Below are 17,828 nucleotides of genomic sequence, written 5' to 3'. Positions count from 1 at the left end.
GTTATCGATATCTGCCTGATCTAGGCACATCCGCCGTTCAATCGCGTCATTTCGTTACGATAAGCTGATTCGAAATAGGCTTGACGTGCCGCTGGCCTGGTCGTATTCGCATGATCGAAAGAAGCAACCTTATTACCGCGTTGCTCGAAGGTGACCGCCTGTTTCAGGTCAGATCCTATGACCCCAGTTTTCGTGTCCGCAAATTCGATATGTGCCTGCTCGATTCCGCGTGCCGTTCCGTAGGTAACGTTGCTGGCAATTGTCCGGATTCTTACGCCGTCCACCCTTCTTCCACTCATGATATGCTCCAGCCCACGCCGGTGAATGTCATCGGTCACGCCGACGTAATAGGGCGTTGTACTTCCCGGCGCATACAGACCATAGACAAAATAGCCAGTCGCATGCTCCGATATCCACCCCCAGGGATCGGTCCACCCGGCCGGATTCGGAACATATGCATACAGATTCAGTCCACCCGACAACCCGGTCGGATCCTGGCTGATATACCTTCCCACATCCGGGTCGTAATACCTGAAGGTGTTGTAGTGCAGCCCGGTCGCATCGTCCGCGTACTGCCCCGCGAAGCGCAGCGGCTGCCCGGTGCGCTCGTGCGGCAGCGCATCCTCGCTCTGTTCGACCTTGCCCCACGCCGTGTATTTGCCGGCCCACGCAAGACCGCCTGCTTCGTCGGTCAACTCGAGCGGCGTTCCCGCCGCATCGGTCTGGAAATGGTAGATGGCCGCTGCAAGCGCCACCTTGTGGCAATTCGCCTCGGGCGTCGCGCTGTCGAATACGGCGTCGATCCGGGCCAGCGGCGCGACCATCTGGTCCGGACTGTAGACGTAGCTGCTGACACTGCCTGCGCGCACCTCCTGCGCCAGGCGCATGCCTTGCCATACGAAGCGTCTGGACGCGCTGCGGCTGGTTCCCGCTGTGTCGCGCCTTGTCTCGCGGCTGGCGATGCGGCGTCCGATCGGATCGTAGTCGAAGCGCGATTCGGTCACCCCATGCACGTCTTCGCTCGTGACCGCGATCAGCCGGTCGTCCGCATCGAACGTGAAGCGCTGATCGAGGCGCGAACCCTTGCGCCTGTGGCTGACGTTGCCCCACGGGTCGTAGTCGAAGCGGATGTCGCGCCAGACCTTGAGCCGGTTGCCTTCGACCAGGCCTGCGCTCTTGTCCGCACCGCCGGCCAACAGGTTGCCGGCCGCGTCCCATGCGAAGCGCTCTTCGCCGCCGTCGAGGTTGCGCGTCTGGCGCAGCAGGTGGCCGGCCGGATCGTAGCGGTTGTCGATACGCCCGCGGACACCATCTTCCTGGGTCGCCAGTTCTCCCATCCGGTCGTAGCGATAGCTGCGCCACGATTGCCCGGCGCCCGGTCCCAGCGCATCCGGATCGGCGCCGGCCGCCTGCCAGCTGCGCCGTCCGAGCGCGTCGTAGCCGGTGCGATGGGTCAGCCTGCCCTGCGTGCGCAGCACTTCGCGGTGCAGGTCGTCGCGCTCGAAGTCGCAGACGATGCGCTCGCCCATGCGGATCTGGTGCACGTGGCCCGAGCCATAGGACAGCAGGTCGACACGCTGCCCGTACGGCAGAAGCAAAGCCGTGATGTTGTCGAGCGCGTCCTGTTCATAGGCGACCGTGCCTTCGGCGCCGTGTTCGGCGAGCAGCCTGCCCGCGATGTCATAGTCGAAAGTCACGCTGCTGGCCGTCACCCCGAGCGCGATGCCCGCCGCGGTCGGCGTACGCTGCGCCGCCGCCAGGCAATCGGCCTCGTCCCAGGCGTAGCCCGTGACTGCAGTCGCCGTCGACCGCGCCAGCAGTCGCCCCAGCTGGTCGTACTCGAAGCAGGTGCTGCGGCGCGGCCGTTCGCGCGCTGGCGCGCCGCCAGCGCCGAGCGTCTCGATGCCGGCCAGGCGGCCGGCGGCGTCGTAGCGCAGCAGCCGCTCCACGCCATCCGGCCGCACTTCGCGCGCCAGCCGGTCGCCGGCATCATGTTCGAAAGTGTAGCGGATCGTGGGGCCGGCCTTCAGTTCCACCAGCCGGCCCTGCGGATCGTAGCGGCACCAGATCTGGCGCCCGGCCGGATCAAGCGCTTCCAGCACCTGGCCGCGCGCATTGCGGCGCCAGCGGCTGACCGCTTCGCGATAGCGCAGTTCGACCAAGTGGCCGGCCGCATCGTAGCTGCGTCCCTCGGCGCTGCCATCCGGCAGCGTGATCTTCACCGGCTCTCCGGTCGGCAGGCGCTCGTAGCGCGTGCTCCGGCCCAGCGCATCGGTCACCGCTGCGAGTTGCCCGTGCTCGTCGTAGTCGTAGCGGGTGGTCTTGCCCGAGCAGTCGGTGCAGGCGGTCATCTGCCCGAAATCGTTCCAGGCCATCGACTGGCGAGCGCCGCGCGCGTCGATCCGCGCCAACGGCAATGGATTCAAGCCGGCGCCGTATTCGTGACGCTCGCAGCGCCCGAGCGGATCGAACGTCGCCAGCCTCCGTCCCAGGTGATCGTACTCGGCACGCCAGCTCGCGCCGCCCGGCAGCGTCAGCTCGGCGATGCGCATGCTGTTGCCGTCGTAGCGCGTCCCGGTGCGGCGGCCGAGCGGATCGATTTCCACGACGATACGGCCCGCACTGTCGTACTCGAAGGAGAGACTGCGCTCGCCCGGCAGGTCGATGCGGGTCGGTTGCCCGGCCTCGTTGTAGGCCAGCCGATAGGCGCCGCCATCGAGGTCGGTGCAGTCGACGATCTGCAGCGCCGCGTCGTAATGCCACTGCGCCACCCGTCCCAGTTCATCGCGCACCGTGGTGCGGCGCGCATCCAGGTCGTAGTCGAACTCGGCGCGCTCGCCCTCGCTCGACCAGCAGGCGGTCACGCGCGGCCGCCCGCCGATCTCGCGCCACGCATAGTGCGACACCAGGCCTGATGCGTTGGTGTGGCTGGTCATCAGGCCGTCGGCGTATGTAAAACGCCGCGCAAGAACGCCGCTGGCGTCGTTCACGGCGCACAGCTGCCCGCCGCCGTCATACTCGTAGCGCACCAGCGTGCGCGGGCCGGCGTCGACGCGCTCGATGCCAGTCAGGCGCGCTGGCGCCGCGGTGTTGTAGTCGAGCCGCAGCTGTACCCCGCCGCTGCAGGCGATCGCACGCACCCTGCCCTCGTCGTCGCGGGTAAATGCCTGCCACTGCCCGCAGCGGTCCTCGATGCGCAGCAGCCGGCCGGTCTCACCCGCCGCCACGTCGATGCGGCCGAAGTCGTGATAGCGCTCGTTCAAGTCGACCATGATGTAGCGGCCGTCCTGGGTACAGGCCAGGTAGCGCTGCTCGGCTTCGCTGTACAGCGTATGCCCCGGCGGCACGATTGGAAAGCCGGTTTCGCGCCCCTGCGCGTCGGATAGCCACAATTGGCCGTCACGCGCCTGCAGCCGCAGTTCCCACGGCAGCACCCAGCCCCTACCCAGGCTGCCTTCGGTGGCGAGGTCGCTTGCGTAGAAGCGCGCCACCGGCAGCGGCATCGGGCCCGGCACCACGGCGTCGATTTCGTCCTGCGCCAGCAAGACCTTGCGGCCGGTGGCGACATCCACCGGCCGCCCGAACAGGCCGCCCATCACGCGCGTGACCACCGGCGTGGCCACGTAATGGCCGACCGCCTCGCCGATCATGAAGCCGCCGGTGAACTTGACCGCGCACGGCACGACCGCCTTCGACAGGCCGCCGGCCGCCTTGACCAGCCCCGCCAGGCCGCCGACCAGCCCGGCCAGGGCGAAGGCCCAGCCCACCGCGGAGCGCAGCCACGCCGGCACCTCGTCCTCCACCGGCAGGTAGCCGACCCGCCCACCGCCGATGAAAACGTTGGCCGAGCCGTCGTCGACCTTGGCGCCGCAGGTGATGGCGTCGCCCTTGCGCGCCGCCGGCAAGCCGTTGATGAATACCGAGCCCGAACCTTCGGCCACCAGCGGCAGCGGGTTGTGCTTGTCGCAGGCGACGCCGCTGGCGGTGGTGCGGGCGGCGCCGCGGCCGTTGGTGAAGACGTCGGGCGAGGCGCTGGCGATGGCGCCGGCGCGCTGCGAGAACAACCTGCCGATCGCCTCTCCCAGGCCAAGGATGGCGGTGGCGCCGATGCCGGCTGCCAGGCCGGCCAGCAGCGCCACGCCGAAGCCGCAGGTAAAGGTGGCAAAGGCGACGGCGGCGATCAGCGCGATGCCGATCACGGCGCCGACCAGGAAGCCCTCGAGCGCGCAGGTATGCGCGATCGGGTCGGTCAGGCGGGCGGCTTCGAACATGGCGCGCGTCAGGCCAGGGCCGCCGGCTCGAAGCTGTCGAGCCAGGCGCGCCACAGTGCATCGAACGCCTCGTCGAACGCGCCTGGCGTGGATGCGCTGAACACCAGCAGCCGCCCGGCGCCGATTTCGAACACTGCCTGTCTCTGGCGCACCGGCTGCGCGCCGCTCCTGTACTGGGCGTCGATACGCTCACCCGCCAGTGCCGGCGCGGGTTGGCCCAGGCGTTCATCGCGGCGCGCCAGCAGCCGGTGACCGGGCAGGCGCGCCCCGAGCATGGCAAGCTGGCGTTCGACATAAGCCGGCAGCGTTTCGTCCGGGCCGAGCCAGTCGCGCGCCACGCTCAGGTTGGGCTGGCTGCGCGGATCGCGCGGCACGAACAGGTTGGCGCTGCGGTCCTCGAAACCGGGCGGCAGGCATACGCTGCCCTCGTGCATGACGATGCGCGCGGGCTGGCCGGTCGATCGCGGCTGCTGGCTCATGAAAGGCTCCTCCTGAGTTGGATTCAAGGGTTCAGGAAAATCTTGCCGGCGACGATCGTGATCTCGTCCGGCGTCATGGTGATCGAGCTGCCGCCCACGCTCAGGGTGAGCTTGCGCGGCGACGTCACCATCACTTCGCCACTGAGTGAAGTGACCATGATGTCGCCTTTCACCGTGCTCTCCTGGCGCCCTTCGGTCACGTTGACGGTCATGTCGCGCTTGACCGTGGTGCTGCAGGCGCCGCCGACATCGCAGGTGGCGTCGCCGCCGATGCTCTCGGCGTTGGCCGCGCCCACGCTCACCGTGCGCGCGCCGCCCACCGACCTGGTCTCGCTGCCCTTGACCACCGTGTCGAGGTTGCGCTCGGCCTGGGCCCACAACTGCTCGGCGCCGCGCTTGTCCTCGAAGCGGATCGCGTTGGCGTTGTCATAGCCGCCGCCAGGCGAGGAGCGCGACAGCATGCCGCTCTGGGTCTTGTTGGCCGGCAGAGTCCACGGCGGCATCGTGTTCGCGTTCGGGACCATGCCGGTGATCACGGGCCGGTCCGGGTTGCCGTCCATGAAGGCGACCAGCACCTCGGCGCCGATGCGCGGGATCGCCGTCATGCCGAAGTTCGCGCCGGCCCATGGGGTGGCGACGCGGATCCAGGCCGAGCTGCGCTCGTCGCCCGCGCCTTCGCGGTCCCAGTGGAACTGCACCCGTACGCGCCCGAATGCGTCGGTATGGATTTCCTCGCCCCGCGGGCCGACCACGGTGGCGCTCTGGATGCCGTAGATGCGGGTCTGCTGGCAGTGAAACCCGCGCCCCGGACGCCAGGGAATCTTGCGCCGCAGGCAGGTGAAGCGGTTCCCGTAGCTCGGCAGCTCCTCGCCCACCCCGTAGTTGTTGGTGGCGCGGTGCGTGCACTCGACCACCAGGAATTCGGCGTCGGCGCCGCGGTCGAAATGGCCGGTGAGGCGGAACCAGCGCCCCGGCATCAGGTGACGATTGTTGCCGCCGCCTTCGAACGCCTTGGCGCGCGCCTCGGTTTCCTCCATGCGCAGGCGCGCCAGCGCGTCGCCGCCGGCCAGGTCGCCGAAGCCGTGGGCGCCGGTGTATTCGTAGGATTCGATGACCGGCACCTCGCCCTGGCGGTTGACGGTGGTGGTCGAGGTGTGCAGCGGGCGGCCGCTCTTGAAGTCGTAGCTGGCGACGGCGACGCTGGCGTGCACCAGGTCGCGGCTGGGCGACCAGTCGCCGATGCCGTCTTCCTCGATCGCGCCGCCGTGGCGCTGGTAAGGCACATCGGCGCCGCCGTCGATCGGCGCGGCGCTGATGGAGTCGTCCGCCAGCACCAGGCGGTGACCGCGCGCGCTGTGCTCGAACCAGTAATACAGTCCGGCCGCGGCCCAGCGCCGCGCCAGGTAATTCAGGTCGCTTTCGTCGAACTGGCAGGCATCGGTCATCGGGCGGTCGGCGCCGGCTACCCGCCAGTCCCAGTCGGCCAGCGCGCCGTAGTCGGCCATGATGCTGCGGGTCTGGTCGTACAGCGTCGCGTGGTGGAACAGGTAGTTGTCCTTGCGCAGGCCAAGGTAATCCAGCCAGGGACCGAGCACCGCCCGGTAATAGGCCAGGCCGCCGTCGACCCTGGTCAGGCCGAAGCGGAACACATGGCCGCTGAAGTGGCGCAGCGTGCCGTCGGCGCGCACCAGTTCCACGCACAGCAGCTTGCCCTGCAGCGCCTTGAGTTCGATGTGGGCGTCGTCGGACAGCAGCTCGAGTGTGTAGACGAAGGGACGGGACAGGCCTTCGGACGCTTCGATGGCGTTGACCAGCAGCGCCGCGCCGGGCCCGTCGTCATGTGGAAAGGCCAGCCGCAGGATACGGTTGTGCTGGCGTTGGACGCCGGAAGGCAACAGGCTGGATATGGCATCGCGCATGGCGTGGCTCCGCAAAAAACAGATGACCCTGCCGGTCAGCTTAGGCGTCGCGCATAAATCGAATTAGCTGAAGAACAAGCTTTACTGAAAAACCACACCACGCCGCTTGTCGCTTGCGTGGAGAAAATAGCCGTGTGAACGAGCGATGCCGGAAGCGCATACAACAACGTCGCCTTACAAAGATTCAATAATCATTTCCATCGCACAATCACCTGACTATAATTATTGGAACAACAAGATGACCCGGACCATGCCGCCACGTCTCTCCAAATCCAAGCTCATGGCCTTGCGCCAGTGCGAACGCCGTCTCTGGCTCGAACTCCACCAACCGGCGCTGCGCCAGGACAACGCCGCCAGCCACGCCGCCTTCGCCACCGGCCACCAGGTGGGCGGCGTGGCGCGCAGCCTGTACGATCCCGACGGCGCCGGCGTCCTGCTCGACCCGCACAGCGAAGGCTTCGACGCCGCGCTGGCGCGCAGCCGCGTTCTGCTCGATGCGCGCCAGCCGGTGTTCGAAGCCGGCTTCGCCGCCGGTGGCGCGCTGGCCTTTGCCGACGTGCTGCTGCCGTTGGCCGACGGCGGCTGGCGCATGGTCGAAGTGAAATCCTCGACCTCGGTCAAGGACTACCAGCGCGACGACGCCGCGATCCAGGCCTACGTCGCGCGCCAGGCTGGCGTGCCGCTGGCCGCCATCGCGGTGGCGCACATCGACAGCGACTGGGTGTACCCGGGCGGCGGCGACTACCGCGGCCTGCTGGCGGAACACGACCTGACCGCGAGCGCGTTCGCGCGCGCCGACGAAGTGCAGGACTGGATCGCGCGCGCGCAGGCGGTAGCGGCCCTGCCGGCGGAACCGGCCATCGCGCCGGGCGCGCAGTGCAGCGCTCCCTACGATTGCGGCTTCATGCAGCATTGCCATGCCGACGCGCCGCAGGCCGAGTTCCCGGTGAGCTGGCTGCCGCGCGTGGTCAAGCGCGAACTCAAGGAGTGCATCGCCGCCGGCGCCAGCGACATGCGCGACGTGCCGGATCACCTGCTCAATCCCACCCAGCAGCGCGTCAAGCAGCATACGATCTCCGGCCAGCCGTTCTTCGACGCCGCCGGCGCCCGCAACGACCTTGCGCGCCACACGCTGCCGGCCTGGTTCATCGACTTCGAGACCATCAACCTGGCGCTACCGGTGTGGCCGGGCACCCGTCCATTCCAGATGATCCCGTTCCAGTTCAGCGTGCACCGGATGGACGCGCAGGGCACTCTCGACCACCGCGCCTTCCTCGACCTGTCGGGCAACGACCCGTCGCAGGCTTTCGCCGGCGCCCTGCTCGACGCCTGCGACGGCGCCGGACCGGTATTCGTCTACAACGCCGCTTTCGAGACCGCGCGCATCGCCGAACTGGCGCAGCGCTTCCCTGCCCTCGCCGCGCCGCTGATGGCGCTCAACGCGCGCGTGGTCGACCTGCTGCCGGTGGCGCGCAACCGCTATTACCACCCGATCCAGCAAGGCAGCTGGAGCATCAAGCGCGTGCTGCCGGCGATCGCGCCCGACCTGTGCTACGACCAGCTCGACGGCGTGCAGAATGGCGGCGGCGCGATGCAAGCTTTCCTGGAGGCGCTGGACGGCGCCACCACGCCCGAACGCAGGCGCGACATCGAGCGCCAGCTGCTCGACTACTGCCACCTGGACACGCTGGCGATGGTGCGCCTGTGGCGCTTCCTGGCCGGCGCCGAATAAGACAACCGAGGATTTCCATGCAAGAAACCGACCTGCACCAGCACCTGCTGCGCCTGTGCGCCGAACCCGACTTCCAGCAACTGGATGCGCGCATGCGCCAGTTCGATCCGTTCAAGGTGCTGAGAGTCGAGCGCTACGAACTGCGCCACACCACCACGCTGGCCTGGCTGCTCGACCCGGAACAGACTCACGGCCTGGGCGACGGCTTCCTGCGCCGCTTCCTGGAACAGACCTGCGGCGCCGGTCTGGCGGCCGGCCCCGTCGCCGTGCAGGCCGAGCTGCGCCTGGGCGGCGGCGCGCTGCATGCGCCGGTGACCGCCGGTGCCGATGAAGAAGGCGACAGCGGAACGGCCGCACGCAAGACCGGCGAACTCGACGTGCTGATCGAAAGCGCGGGGTGGGCGGTCGCGATCGAGGCCAAGATCGACAGCCGCGAAGGCCAGGACCAGCTGCTCGACTACAGCCGCTACCTCGAGCGCCGCTTCGGCGACGCCAAGCCGGTGCGCCGCCTGTACCTGACCGTCCAGCCCGACCAGGACGTGATCGACGCCAACCCCGGCTGGAGCGGCATCCAGTGGGGCGCCCAGGTCGCCACCGCGCTGCGCGCCGCGCTGGAACAACGCTACGGTGCGTCTCTGGACCAGGCGCTGGATGGGTGCGCGCCCGGCGAGCGCGCCCTGTGCGAATTCCTGCAACGCTACCTGCACCTGCTCGAGCGCCTCGACGACACCGCCTTCGGCGCCGCCGGCACGGTGCAGGCGCTGGCCGATGCGTACTTCGCGCCGCTGGCCGCGCTCAGGGACCGGCTGCGCCGGCGCGAGGACGCCAACGCGCCGATCCTGCCCTGGCTCGACCTGCCGGACTGGGCGCGCTGCTACTGGCCGCATCGCCAGCTGTTCGACCTCCTGATCGGCCGCATGCGCTCGCCCGAAGCGGGCTTCGCCGCCGCCGTCCTCGAGCGCCTCGGCACGGCAAGCGACATGCCGCTGCAGCGTCTGGACGGTGACGGCGGCAAGCGCGCCACCTTCCGCTTCGTGCCCGCGGCGTGGATGGACTGGCAGGTCGACGTCGACGACAACCGGGCGCCGCTGCACGCGCTGATGTTCTATCACGTCGCCTACCGCAACAGTTACCAGGACATCGAGATCAAGCTGCTGCTGCCGAAAGTGGCCGAGCATGCGCTGCAGGTGCGCCTGGTCGAGGGCTTGCTGGCGCAGCAGCAGGCGCACGGCACACGATCGCTCAAGCCGAGCCCGACCCACCTGGGCGTGTTCCTGGAAGCCACCGGCAGCAGCCTGAAGCTGTACAGCGAGAAGCTTGCCTGGCAGCTGGACGACGGCAGCCACGCGCTCAGCGCCGGCGCCGACGACAAGATCGGGGCGTTCTGGAAAGCCGTGACCGAGCACACCGCCCTGCTCGGGAAGATCATGGCGCAGCCGCAAGCGTGATGGACATCGGCCCGGCCGGCGCCACCGGCGCCGCCATCCTGCGCAACGGGGCGCTGGTGCAGCGCCTCCGCGACTCGGAAGCGACGCCCGGCGCGCCGATGACGATCGACGCCTTCATCGACTGGCCGGGCTCGGTTACGGGCGAGGACGGCGAGGCGCCGCCGCCCGCCGGCTGACGACCGCGCCTGGCGGCAAGGGTGCGCGCGATCGAACATCGGCGCCGGGAGGAGTACAATTTTTCGGCATTCGTCAGCCGATTCCGATGCCAGCCCACTTCGTACACTTCTGCCCGGCGCCCGGTTCCAAATCCGGCGAAGGGGCGGCGTGTCGCCACAAGATTGCACGCCAAACACACAGGCAGCACGCCGGGCGCCCCGCGGAGGACCCGCCATGACCTTGTCCCAACCGATCCTGGCGCCCTCCGCGCGCCAGGCCGAAACAGCCGTCTTGCTGGTCAACGACGACCCGGGCGCCCTGTTCGCGCTGCGCACCGTGCTGGGCGACCTGGACGCCGCCATCGTTACCGCCGGCTCCGGCGAGCAAGCCCTGCTGCGCCTGCTGAAGCAGGACTTCTGCCTGATCCTGATGGACGTCAAGATGGCCGGCCTGGATGGCTTTGAAACCGCGCGTCTGGTGCGCGCCCGCCCGCGTTCGCGCGACACCCCGATCGTGTTCCTGACCTCGCACCGCGCGAGCGACCTGGACCGGACGCACGGCTTCGAGGCCGGCGCCAGCGAATACCTGTTCATGCCGGTCGCGCCCGAGGTGCTCAAGGCCAAGGTCCAGGCCTATATCGACGCGGCCGGCGGCCGTCACGCGCCGCAGGGCGATGCGCAGGCGGACGGCGCCACGGCCATGGACGGCATGCGGCACGCGGTCGTGCCGGCGCCGCGCCCGCCACCGGCGCCGGCCGACCACCCCCCGGACGCGGTTGCCGCGGCGCCCCCGGTAGAGCGCGGCGGCCCGCCGGCGGTCCAGGGCGAAGGCATCGAGCGCCTGATCCTCGACCACGCCGGCGACTACGTGGCCCTGCTCGACGCCGCCGGCGCCTGGCTGTACACCAGCCCCAGCTACCGCGCCGAATTCGGCGCCGCCTGCACCCCGGGCGCGCCCTACTTCGAGATCGTGCATCCGGCCGACCGCGAACGCCTGCGCACCCTGCTCGCGCATCCGCCGCCCGACGCAGCGCACTGGCGCCTGCAATACCGGGTGCTGGGGCGTAGCGAACGCCACTTCGAGTCGGACGCCAGCCTGATCCGCGCGGACGACGGCGCAGTGGCGCAGCTGGTGCTGATCTCGCGCGACATCACCGAGCGCAAGGAGATGGAAGCCTACGTGCTGCACCAGTCCTTCCACGACAGCCTGACCGGCCTGCCCAACCGCCTGCTGCTGCTCGACCGCCTGAGCCAGGCCACCGCGCACCGCGAACGCGCCCACGCGCGGGTGGCGGTGCTGTTCATGGATCTGGATCACTTTAAAGAAATCAACGATTCGCTCGGCCACGCCGCCGGCGACCGCCTGCTGCAGGTGGTCGCCGAGCGCCTCGCCGCCTGCGTGCGCGAAGGCGACACCGTGGCCCGGGTCGGCGGCGACGAATTCGTGGTGATGCTGGTGGAATTGCAGCAGCTGGCCGACGCCGCCCTGGTGGCCGAGAAGATCATCGCCACCGTGTCCGAGGCGTGCCAGATCGAGGGCAGCGAGCTGCATGTGATGCCCAGCATCGGGATGGCGATCTTCCCCGGCGACGGCGCCGATCCCGACACCCTGCTGCGCAACGCCGACATCGCCATGTACCATGCCAAGCGCGACGGCGGCGCCCACTACTGCTTCTTCACCCGCCACATGCAGGAAGCGGCAAGCCGCCGGCTGGCGCTCGGCAACGCCCTGCAGCGCGCGATCCGCGCCGGCGAATTCGTGATGCACTACCAGCCCAAGGTGGCCGCCGCCAGCGGCGCCATCGTCGGCTTCGAGGCGCTGATCCGCTGGCCACAGGCCGGCGCCGCGCCGATCCCGCCCAGCCTGTTCATCCCGGTGGCCGAGGAGACCGGGCGCATCGACCCGATCGGCAGCTGGGCCATCGGCGAAGTCGCATCCGAGCTGGGGCGCTGGGCCGGGCTGGGCTTCGGCGACGTGCCAATCGCGGTCAACGTCTCGGCGCTGCAGTTCCGGCGCGCGGACGTGGCGCGCAGCCTGGGCGCGGCGGTCGACCTGGCCCACGTGCGCCCGGCCATGCTGGAAGTCGAGCTGACCGAATCGGGGGTGATGAGCAACCCGGCGCAGGCGATCGCGACCCTGCACCAGATCCACCAGCTCGGCATGACGATCGCGATCGACGACTTCGGCACCGGCTACTCGTCGCTGGCCTACCTCAAGCGCTTCCCGATCGACAAGCTCAAAATCGACGCCTCGTTCGTGCGCGACATCGCCACCGATTCCAGCGACGCCGCGATCGTGCTGGCCATCATCAGCCTGGCCCACGTGCTGGACCTGACCGTGATCGCCGAGGGCGTGGAAACCGAGGCCCAGGTCGCCTTTCTGGTCGAACACGGCTGCGACGAATTGCAGGGAAATTATTTCAGCGCGGCGGTGTCGAACGAAGACGCGGTCGGCCTGTTGCGGCGCGGTCCCTTCTGCATCGGCCCCGGCACGACCGCCATGCCACCCACAGAGATTCGGCCATGACATCCGAGCAGGCGGCTCCCGAACGCCGGGTCCGGGCGCGCCGCGCGCCGGGGCGGCGGGTGTTCGACGGGTCGGCGCACGAACGGCGTGCCGGCGCCCATGTCGGCACGGCAGATGGCGCTGGCGCCGACCTCGCCTCGCGCGCACTGCTGCTGCAGGCGCTGATGGCGCTGCGGGCGGGCGACTTCAGCGTGCGCCTGCCGTACGACTGGCCCGGCATCGACGGCAAGATCGCCGACGCCGTCAATGACATCGTCGCCACCCACGGCAAGCTGGCGGGCGCGGTCGAGCGGGTCTCGGTGGCGGTCGGCCTCGAGGGCCGCCTCGGCCAGCGCATGCAGCTCGACAAGACCGACGGCGCCTGGGGCGACGAGGTCGACGCCATCAACTCGATGATCGACAACCTGGTGCAGCCGGTGCGCGAGGTGGGGCGCGTGATCGGCGCGGTGGCGCGCGGCGTGCTCACCGAAAAGATGCTGCTCGACAACGAAGGCCGCCCGCTGCACGGCGAATTCCTGAACAATGCCAACACCATCAACACCATGCTCGACCAGCTCAACAGCTTCGCGAGCGAGGTGTCGCGGGTGGCGCGCGAAGTCGGCACCGAGGGCAAACTCGGCAGCCAGGCCGACGTGCGCGGCGTGGCCGGGGTCTGGAAAGACCTGACCGACAACGTCAACCTGATGGCCGGCAACCTCACCGACCAGGTGCGCAACATCGCCGAAGTCACCACCGCCGTGGCGCGCGGCGACCTGTCGCGCCAGATCACGGTGGGCGTGCGCGGCGAGCTGCTGGCGCTGAAGGACACCATCAACATCATGGTCGACCAGCTCAACAGCTTCGCCGGCGAAGTTACCCGGGTAGCGCGTGAGGTCGGCCTCGAGGGCAAGCTCGGCGGCCAGGCCGAGGTCAAGGACGTGGGCGGGGTGTGGAAGGACCTGACCGACAGCGTCAACGCCATGGCCAGCAACGTCACCGGCCAGGTGCGCAACATTGCCGAAGTCACCACCGCCGTGGCCAGGGGCGACCTGTCGCGCAAGATCACGGCCGACGCCAAGGGCGAGGTGCTGGAGCTCAAGAACACCGTCAACATCATGGTCGACCAATTGAACGCCTTCTGCAGTGAAGTCACGCGCATGGCGCGCGAGGTCGGCACCGAAGGCAAGCTCGGCGGCCAGGCCCAGGTGAAGGACGTGTCCGGCGTGTGGAAGGACCTGACCGACAGCGTCAACGCCATGGCCGGCAACCTGACCGTGCAGCTGCGCGACGTGTCGAAGGTGGCCACCGCGATCGCCGATGGCGACCTGGGACGCAAGATCACGGTCGAGGCGCAGGGCGAGATCCTGCAGATCAAGGACGTGATCAACGTGATGGTCGAGCAGCTGAAAAGTTTTTCGGGCGAGGTCACGCGGGTGGCGGTGGAAGTCGGCACCGAAGGCCGCCTGGGCGGCCAGGCCGAGGTCGCGGGCGCCTCGGGGGTATGGAAGAACCTGACCGACAGCGTCAACCTGATGGCCAGCAACCTCACCGGCCAGGTGCGCAGCATCGCCGCCGTCACCACCGCGGTGGCGAATGGCGACCTGTCCAAGACCATCACGGTCGACGTGCGCGGCGAGGTGCTGCAGCTGAAACAGACCATCAACACCATGGTCGACCAGCTGCGCGGCTTCGCCGGCGAAGTCACGCGCGTGGCGCGCGAGGTCGGCACCGAAGGCCGGCTGGGCGGCCAGGCCTACGTGCCGGCGGTGGCCGGGGTGTGGAAAGACCTGACCGACAACGTTAACCTGATGGCCAGCAACCTCACCGGCCAGGTGCGCAACATCGCCGCCGTCACCACCGCGGTGGCCAACGGCGACCTGTCGCGCAAGATCACGGTCGACGTGCGCGGCGAGATCCTGGAACTGAAAAATACCGTCAACATCATGGTCGACCAGCTCAATGCCTTCGGCGGCGAGGTCACGCGCGTGGCGCGCGAGGTCGGCCTCGAGGGCAAACTCGGCGGCCAGGCCCAGGTGAAAGGCGTGTCGGGCGTGTGGAAGGAACTGACCGACAGCGTCAACCTGATGGCGGCCAACCTGACCGACCAGGTGCGCGGCATGGCCAAGGTGGTGACCGGGGTCGCCCAGGGCAACCTGAAGCAGAAAATGGTGGTGCCGGCCAAGGGCGAGGTGGCGGCGCTGGCCGACACCATCAACGACATGGTCGACACCCTGGCCACCTTCAGCGACCAGGTGACTCGGGTGGCGCGCGAGGTCGGGGTCGAGGGCCGGCTGGGCGGCCAGGCCACGGTGCCTGGCGCGGCCGGCAGCTGGCGCGACCTGGTCGACAACGTCAACCAGCTGGCGGCCAACCTGTCGACCCAGGTGCGCGCCATCGGCGAAGTCGCGACCGCCGTCACCAAGGGCGACCTGGGACGTTCGATCGCGGTCGAGGCGCGCGGCGAGGTGGCCGACCTGAAGGACAACGTCAACCAGATGATCCGCAACCTCAAGCAGACCACCGAGCGCAACACCGAGCAGGACTGGCTGAAGACCAACCTGGCGCGCCTGAACCGCATGCTGCAAGGCCAGCGCGACATCATGACGGTATCCCGCCTGCTGCTGTCGGAACTGGCGCCGCTGGTGGGGGCGCAGCATGCGGTGCTGTACCTGATGCAGCTGCCGCGTCATGGCCGCTCGGGGCTGACCACGACGCCGAACGCGCAGCCGGTGCTGACCCTGAGCGCCAGCTACGGCTACCAGGAGCGCAAGAACCTCTCCAAGGAATGGCACGTCGGCGAAGGACTGGTCGGCCAGGCCGCGTTCGAGAAGCAGCGCCTGCTGGTGAAGAACTTGCCGGAAGACTACATCCAGATCGTCTCCGGCCTGGGCCAGACCAGCCCGCGCAACATCGTGCTGCTGCCGATCCTGTTCGAGGGCCACGTCAAGGCCGTGATCGAACTGGCGGCGCTGGAGCCGTTCCAGGCGATCCACCTGAACCTGCTGGACCAGCTGTCGGACGCGCTGGGCATCGTGTTCAATTCGATCGAGACCGCGTCCGGCACCGAGATGCTGCTGCGCCAGCAGGCCCAGAAGCTGGAAGGCGAATACAAGTCGCAACAGAGCGAGCTGCAGGAGATCAACGCCGAGCTGGAACGCAAGGCGCACCAGCTGGCCGACCAGAACGCCGAAGTCGAGGCCAAGAACCGCCAGATCGAAGAAGCGCGCAAGAACCTGCAGGAGAAGGCCGAGCAGCTGTCGCTGACCTCGCGCTACAAGTCCGAGTTTCTGGCGAATATGTCGCACGAGCTGCGCTCGCCCCTGAACAGCCTGCTGCTGCTGGCCGAGCAGCTGCGCCAGAACCGCGAGCACAACCTGAACGAGAAGCAGATCGAGATGGTGAAGGTGATGTACGGCTCCGGGCGCGACCTGCTGCACGTCATCAACGACATCCTCGACCTGTCCAAGATCGAGGCGGGCAGCATCTCGCTCGACATCACCGACATCGCGCCGGCGGCGCTGGCGCGCGAGCTCGAGAAAAGCATGCGCGGCCAGTTCGAGGCCAAGGGGCTGGCATTCACGGTCGACCTGGCGCCCGACCTGCCGCCGCTGCTGCGCACCGACGTCCAGCGCGTCAAGCAGCTCCTGACCAACCTGCTGTCCAACGCACTCAAATTCACCAGCCGCGGCAGCGTGACGCTGGCGGCGCGCATTGCCGGCAGCGGCTGGAAGATCGACCAGCCGGGCCTGGAGCATGCGCCGCGCGTGATTGCCTTCAGCGTTACCGACACCGGCATCGGCATCGCGCGCGACAAGCGCCAGATGATCTTCGAAGCCTTCCAGCAGGCCGACGCCAGCACCTCGCGCCGCTACGGCGGCACCGGGCTCGGCCTGGCGATCAGCCGCGAGATCGCGCGCCTGCTGGACGGGGAACTGAGTGTGGACAGCGAGGAAGGCGTGGGCAGCACGTTTACCTTCTACCTGCCGCAGCAGATGCCGGGACTGCGCGCGCATGCGCCGGCGATGGAGCAGGCGCCGCCGGCCGGCAAGGACCGCGGCGGCGCCGAACCGGCGCAGCGCCACGAGGCGGAACCCGAACCGGCGGCGCCCGCTGCCGCGCGCCAGAACGCGCCCCTGCTCCTGATCATCGAAGACGACCTGGTATTCGCGCGCACGCTGCAGGACATGGCGCACGAGCGCGGCTTCGACACCCTGGTCGCCACCGGCGGCGAGCAAGGCTTCCTGCTGGCCCAGCGCAACCGGCCGGACGCGATCACGCTCGACCTCGAGCTGCCCGACACCGACGGCTGGAACGTGGCCGACAGCCTGCGCAGCGATCCGGTGACGCGCGCGATTCCCATCCACGTGATCTCGGTGCGCGACCGCCCGGGACGCGACGGCCGCCACGGTGTGGCCAGCTTCACCACCAAGCCGGCCGACCTGGACACCCTGGCCCAGGTGTTCGCCGAGATGACCGCGCGCCTGGTGCCGCCGCTGCGAGTGCTGCTGGTGACCGACAACCCGGCCCGGCGCCCGGCGATCGAGCGCGCGCTGGCCGGCCCCGACCGCGTGTTCGACGTCGTGTCCAGCGCCGCCGAAGCGCTCGGCGCCCTGGAGCGGCGCAGCTACCAGGGCATCGTGATCGAGCTCGAGCCGCCCGGCGACGAAGGCCTGGAACTGCTACGCACCATCCGCGGCAATCCGGCGCTGGCGCAGCTGCCGGCGATCCTGTATGCCGAGCACGCGCCGAGCGCCGCCATGCTGGAGCAGGTGGCGCGACTCGACGCCCAGGTGCTGCGCCACGACGGCCAGTCGCTGGAAGAGAAGACCGCGGCGGTATCGATGTTCCTGGAACGGATCAAGAAAGGAGCCGGCGCGCCCTCCCCGCGCACGCTGGGCGCGGCCGGCCCGGCCCCGCCGGCCGGGGTCCTGAAGGGCAAGTGCGTGCTGATCGTCGACGACGACGTGCGCAACCTGTTCGCCCTGACCGGGCTGCTGGAAGACGCCGGCATGTCCGTCAACGCGGTCGAATCGGGCGAAGAAGCGCTGCGCCAGCTCGACACCCATGCGGGCATCGACGCGGTGCTGATGGACATCATGATGCCCGACCTGGACGGCTACGAAACCACGCGCCGGATCCGCGCCGACGCCCGCTTCTCGCGGCTGCCGATCATCGCGCTGACCGCCAAGGCGATGCTGGAAGACCGCGCCAGGTGCCTGGCGGCCGGCGCCTCGGACTATGCCTCGAAGCCGGTCGACACGGCGCAGCTGCTGGCGCAGCTGGCGGCGTGGCTGGCGGAGCAGCCGACCGCGTAGCTG

At 69.0% G+C, this 17,828-nt stretch carries 8 protein-coding genes; 5 read left to right on the top strand and 3 right to left on the bottom strand.

Annotation, left to right across the window (positions count from 1 at the left end; all coding sequences use genetic code 11):
• Window positions 1-20 precede the first annotated feature (20 nt).
• From QPK27_RS13995 to QPK27_RS13985, 3 genes are read right to left on the bottom strand one after another with little or no spacing between them, the layout of a single operon-like run.
• A complete protein-coding gene (locus QPK27_RS13995; RefSeq protein ID WP_290418861.1) occupies window positions 21-4,271 on the bottom strand; it encodes an RHS repeat-associated core domain-containing protein in 4,251 nt (1,416 codons plus the stop codon).
• 8 nt (window positions 4,272-4,279) lie between these two features.
• Complete coding sequence (locus tag QPK27_RS13990) at window positions 4,280-4,750, bottom strand: DUF1795 domain-containing protein (protein ID WP_290418860.1); 471 nt, start codon at window positions 4,748-4,750, stop codon at window positions 4,280-4,282.
• Window positions 4,751-4,773: 23 nt separating this feature from the next.
• Entirely contained in the window at window positions 4,774-6,669 is a 1,896-nt protein-coding gene (locus QPK27_RS13985; RefSeq protein ID WP_290418859.1) for a type VI secretion system Vgr family protein, read from the bottom strand.
• Between the two features lie 238 nt (window positions 6,670-6,907).
• Here QPK27_RS13985 and QPK27_RS13980 point away from each other — a divergent pair, with 238 nt between their 5' ends.
• The 5 genes from QPK27_RS13980 (at window position 6,908) to QPK27_RS13960 (ending at window position 17,825) form a co-directional block, all read left to right on the top strand.
• A complete protein-coding gene (locus QPK27_RS13980) occupies window positions 6,908-8,401 on the top strand; it encodes a DUF2779 domain-containing protein (RefSeq protein WP_290418858.1) in 1,494 nt (497 codons plus the stop codon).
• A gap of 17 nt (window positions 8,402-8,418) precedes the next feature.
• Window positions 8,419-9,849: a PD-(D/E)XK nuclease family protein gene (locus tag QPK27_RS13975; RefSeq protein ID WP_290418857.1), complete on the top strand. Its 1,431-nt coding sequence runs from the start codon at window positions 8,419-8,421 to the stop codon at window positions 9,847-9,849.
• Complete coding sequence (locus QPK27_RS13970) at window positions 9,849-10,025, top strand: hypothetical protein (RefSeq protein WP_290418856.1); 177 nt, start codon at window positions 9,849-9,851, stop codon at window positions 10,023-10,025. The genes QPK27_RS13975 and QPK27_RS13970 overlap by 1 nt, the downstream gene beginning before the upstream one ends.
• 214 nt (window positions 10,026-10,239) lie before the next feature.
• A complete protein-coding gene (locus QPK27_RS13965) occupies window positions 10,240-12,531 on the top strand; it encodes an EAL domain-containing protein (protein WP_290418855.1) in 2,292 nt (763 codons plus the stop codon).
• Window positions 12,528-17,825, top strand: coding sequence for a HAMP domain-containing protein (locus QPK27_RS13960; RefSeq protein ID WP_290418854.1), 5,298 nt, complete (start codon window positions 12,528-12,530; stop codon window positions 17,823-17,825). Before QPK27_RS13965 ends, QPK27_RS13960 begins: the two co-directional genes overlap by 4 nt.
• The last annotated feature ends 3 nt before the right edge of the window (window positions 17,826-17,828 follow it).

Source organism: Massilia sp. YIM B02443 (assembly GCF_030411955.1).
In the GTDB taxonomy this organism is placed as follows: domain Bacteria; phylum Pseudomonadota; class Gammaproteobacteria; order Burkholderiales; family Burkholderiaceae_D; genus Telluria.
Note: the sequence above shows the minus strand (reverse complement) of the source record. Positions and strands in the feature narration are given on the sequence as shown.

Excerpts from the sequence above, each read along its gene's own strand:
- QPK27_RS13960 (WP_290418854.1), top strand. The coding sequence starts at position 12,528 with ATGACATCCGAGCAGGCGGCTCCCGAACGCCGGGTCCGGGCGCGCCGC.
- QPK27_RS13985 (WP_290418859.1), bottom strand. The coding sequence starts at position 6,669 with ATGCGCGATGCCATATCCAGCCTGTTGCCTTCCGGCGTCCAACGCCAG.
- QPK27_RS13965 (WP_290418855.1), top strand. The coding sequence starts at position 10,240 with ATGACCTTGTCCCAACCGATCCTGGCGCCCTCCGCGCGCCAGGCCGAA.
- QPK27_RS13970 (WP_290418856.1), top strand. The coding sequence starts at position 9,849 with ATGGACATCGGCCCGGCCGGCGCCACCGGCGCCGCCATCCTGCGCAAC.
- QPK27_RS13980 (WP_290418858.1), top strand. The coding sequence starts at position 6,908 with ATGACCCGGACCATGCCGCCACGTCTCTCCAAATCCAAGCTCATGGCC.
- QPK27_RS13990 (WP_290418860.1), bottom strand. The coding sequence starts at position 4,750 with ATGAGCCAGCAGCCGCGATCGACCGGCCAGCCCGCGCGCATCGTCATG.
- QPK27_RS13975 (WP_290418857.1), top strand. The coding sequence starts at position 8,419 with ATGCAAGAAACCGACCTGCACCAGCACCTGCTGCGCCTGTGCGCCGAA.
- QPK27_RS13995 (WP_290418861.1), bottom strand. The coding sequence starts at position 4,271 with ATGTTCGAAGCCGCCCGCCTGACCGACCCGATCGCGCATACCTGCGCG.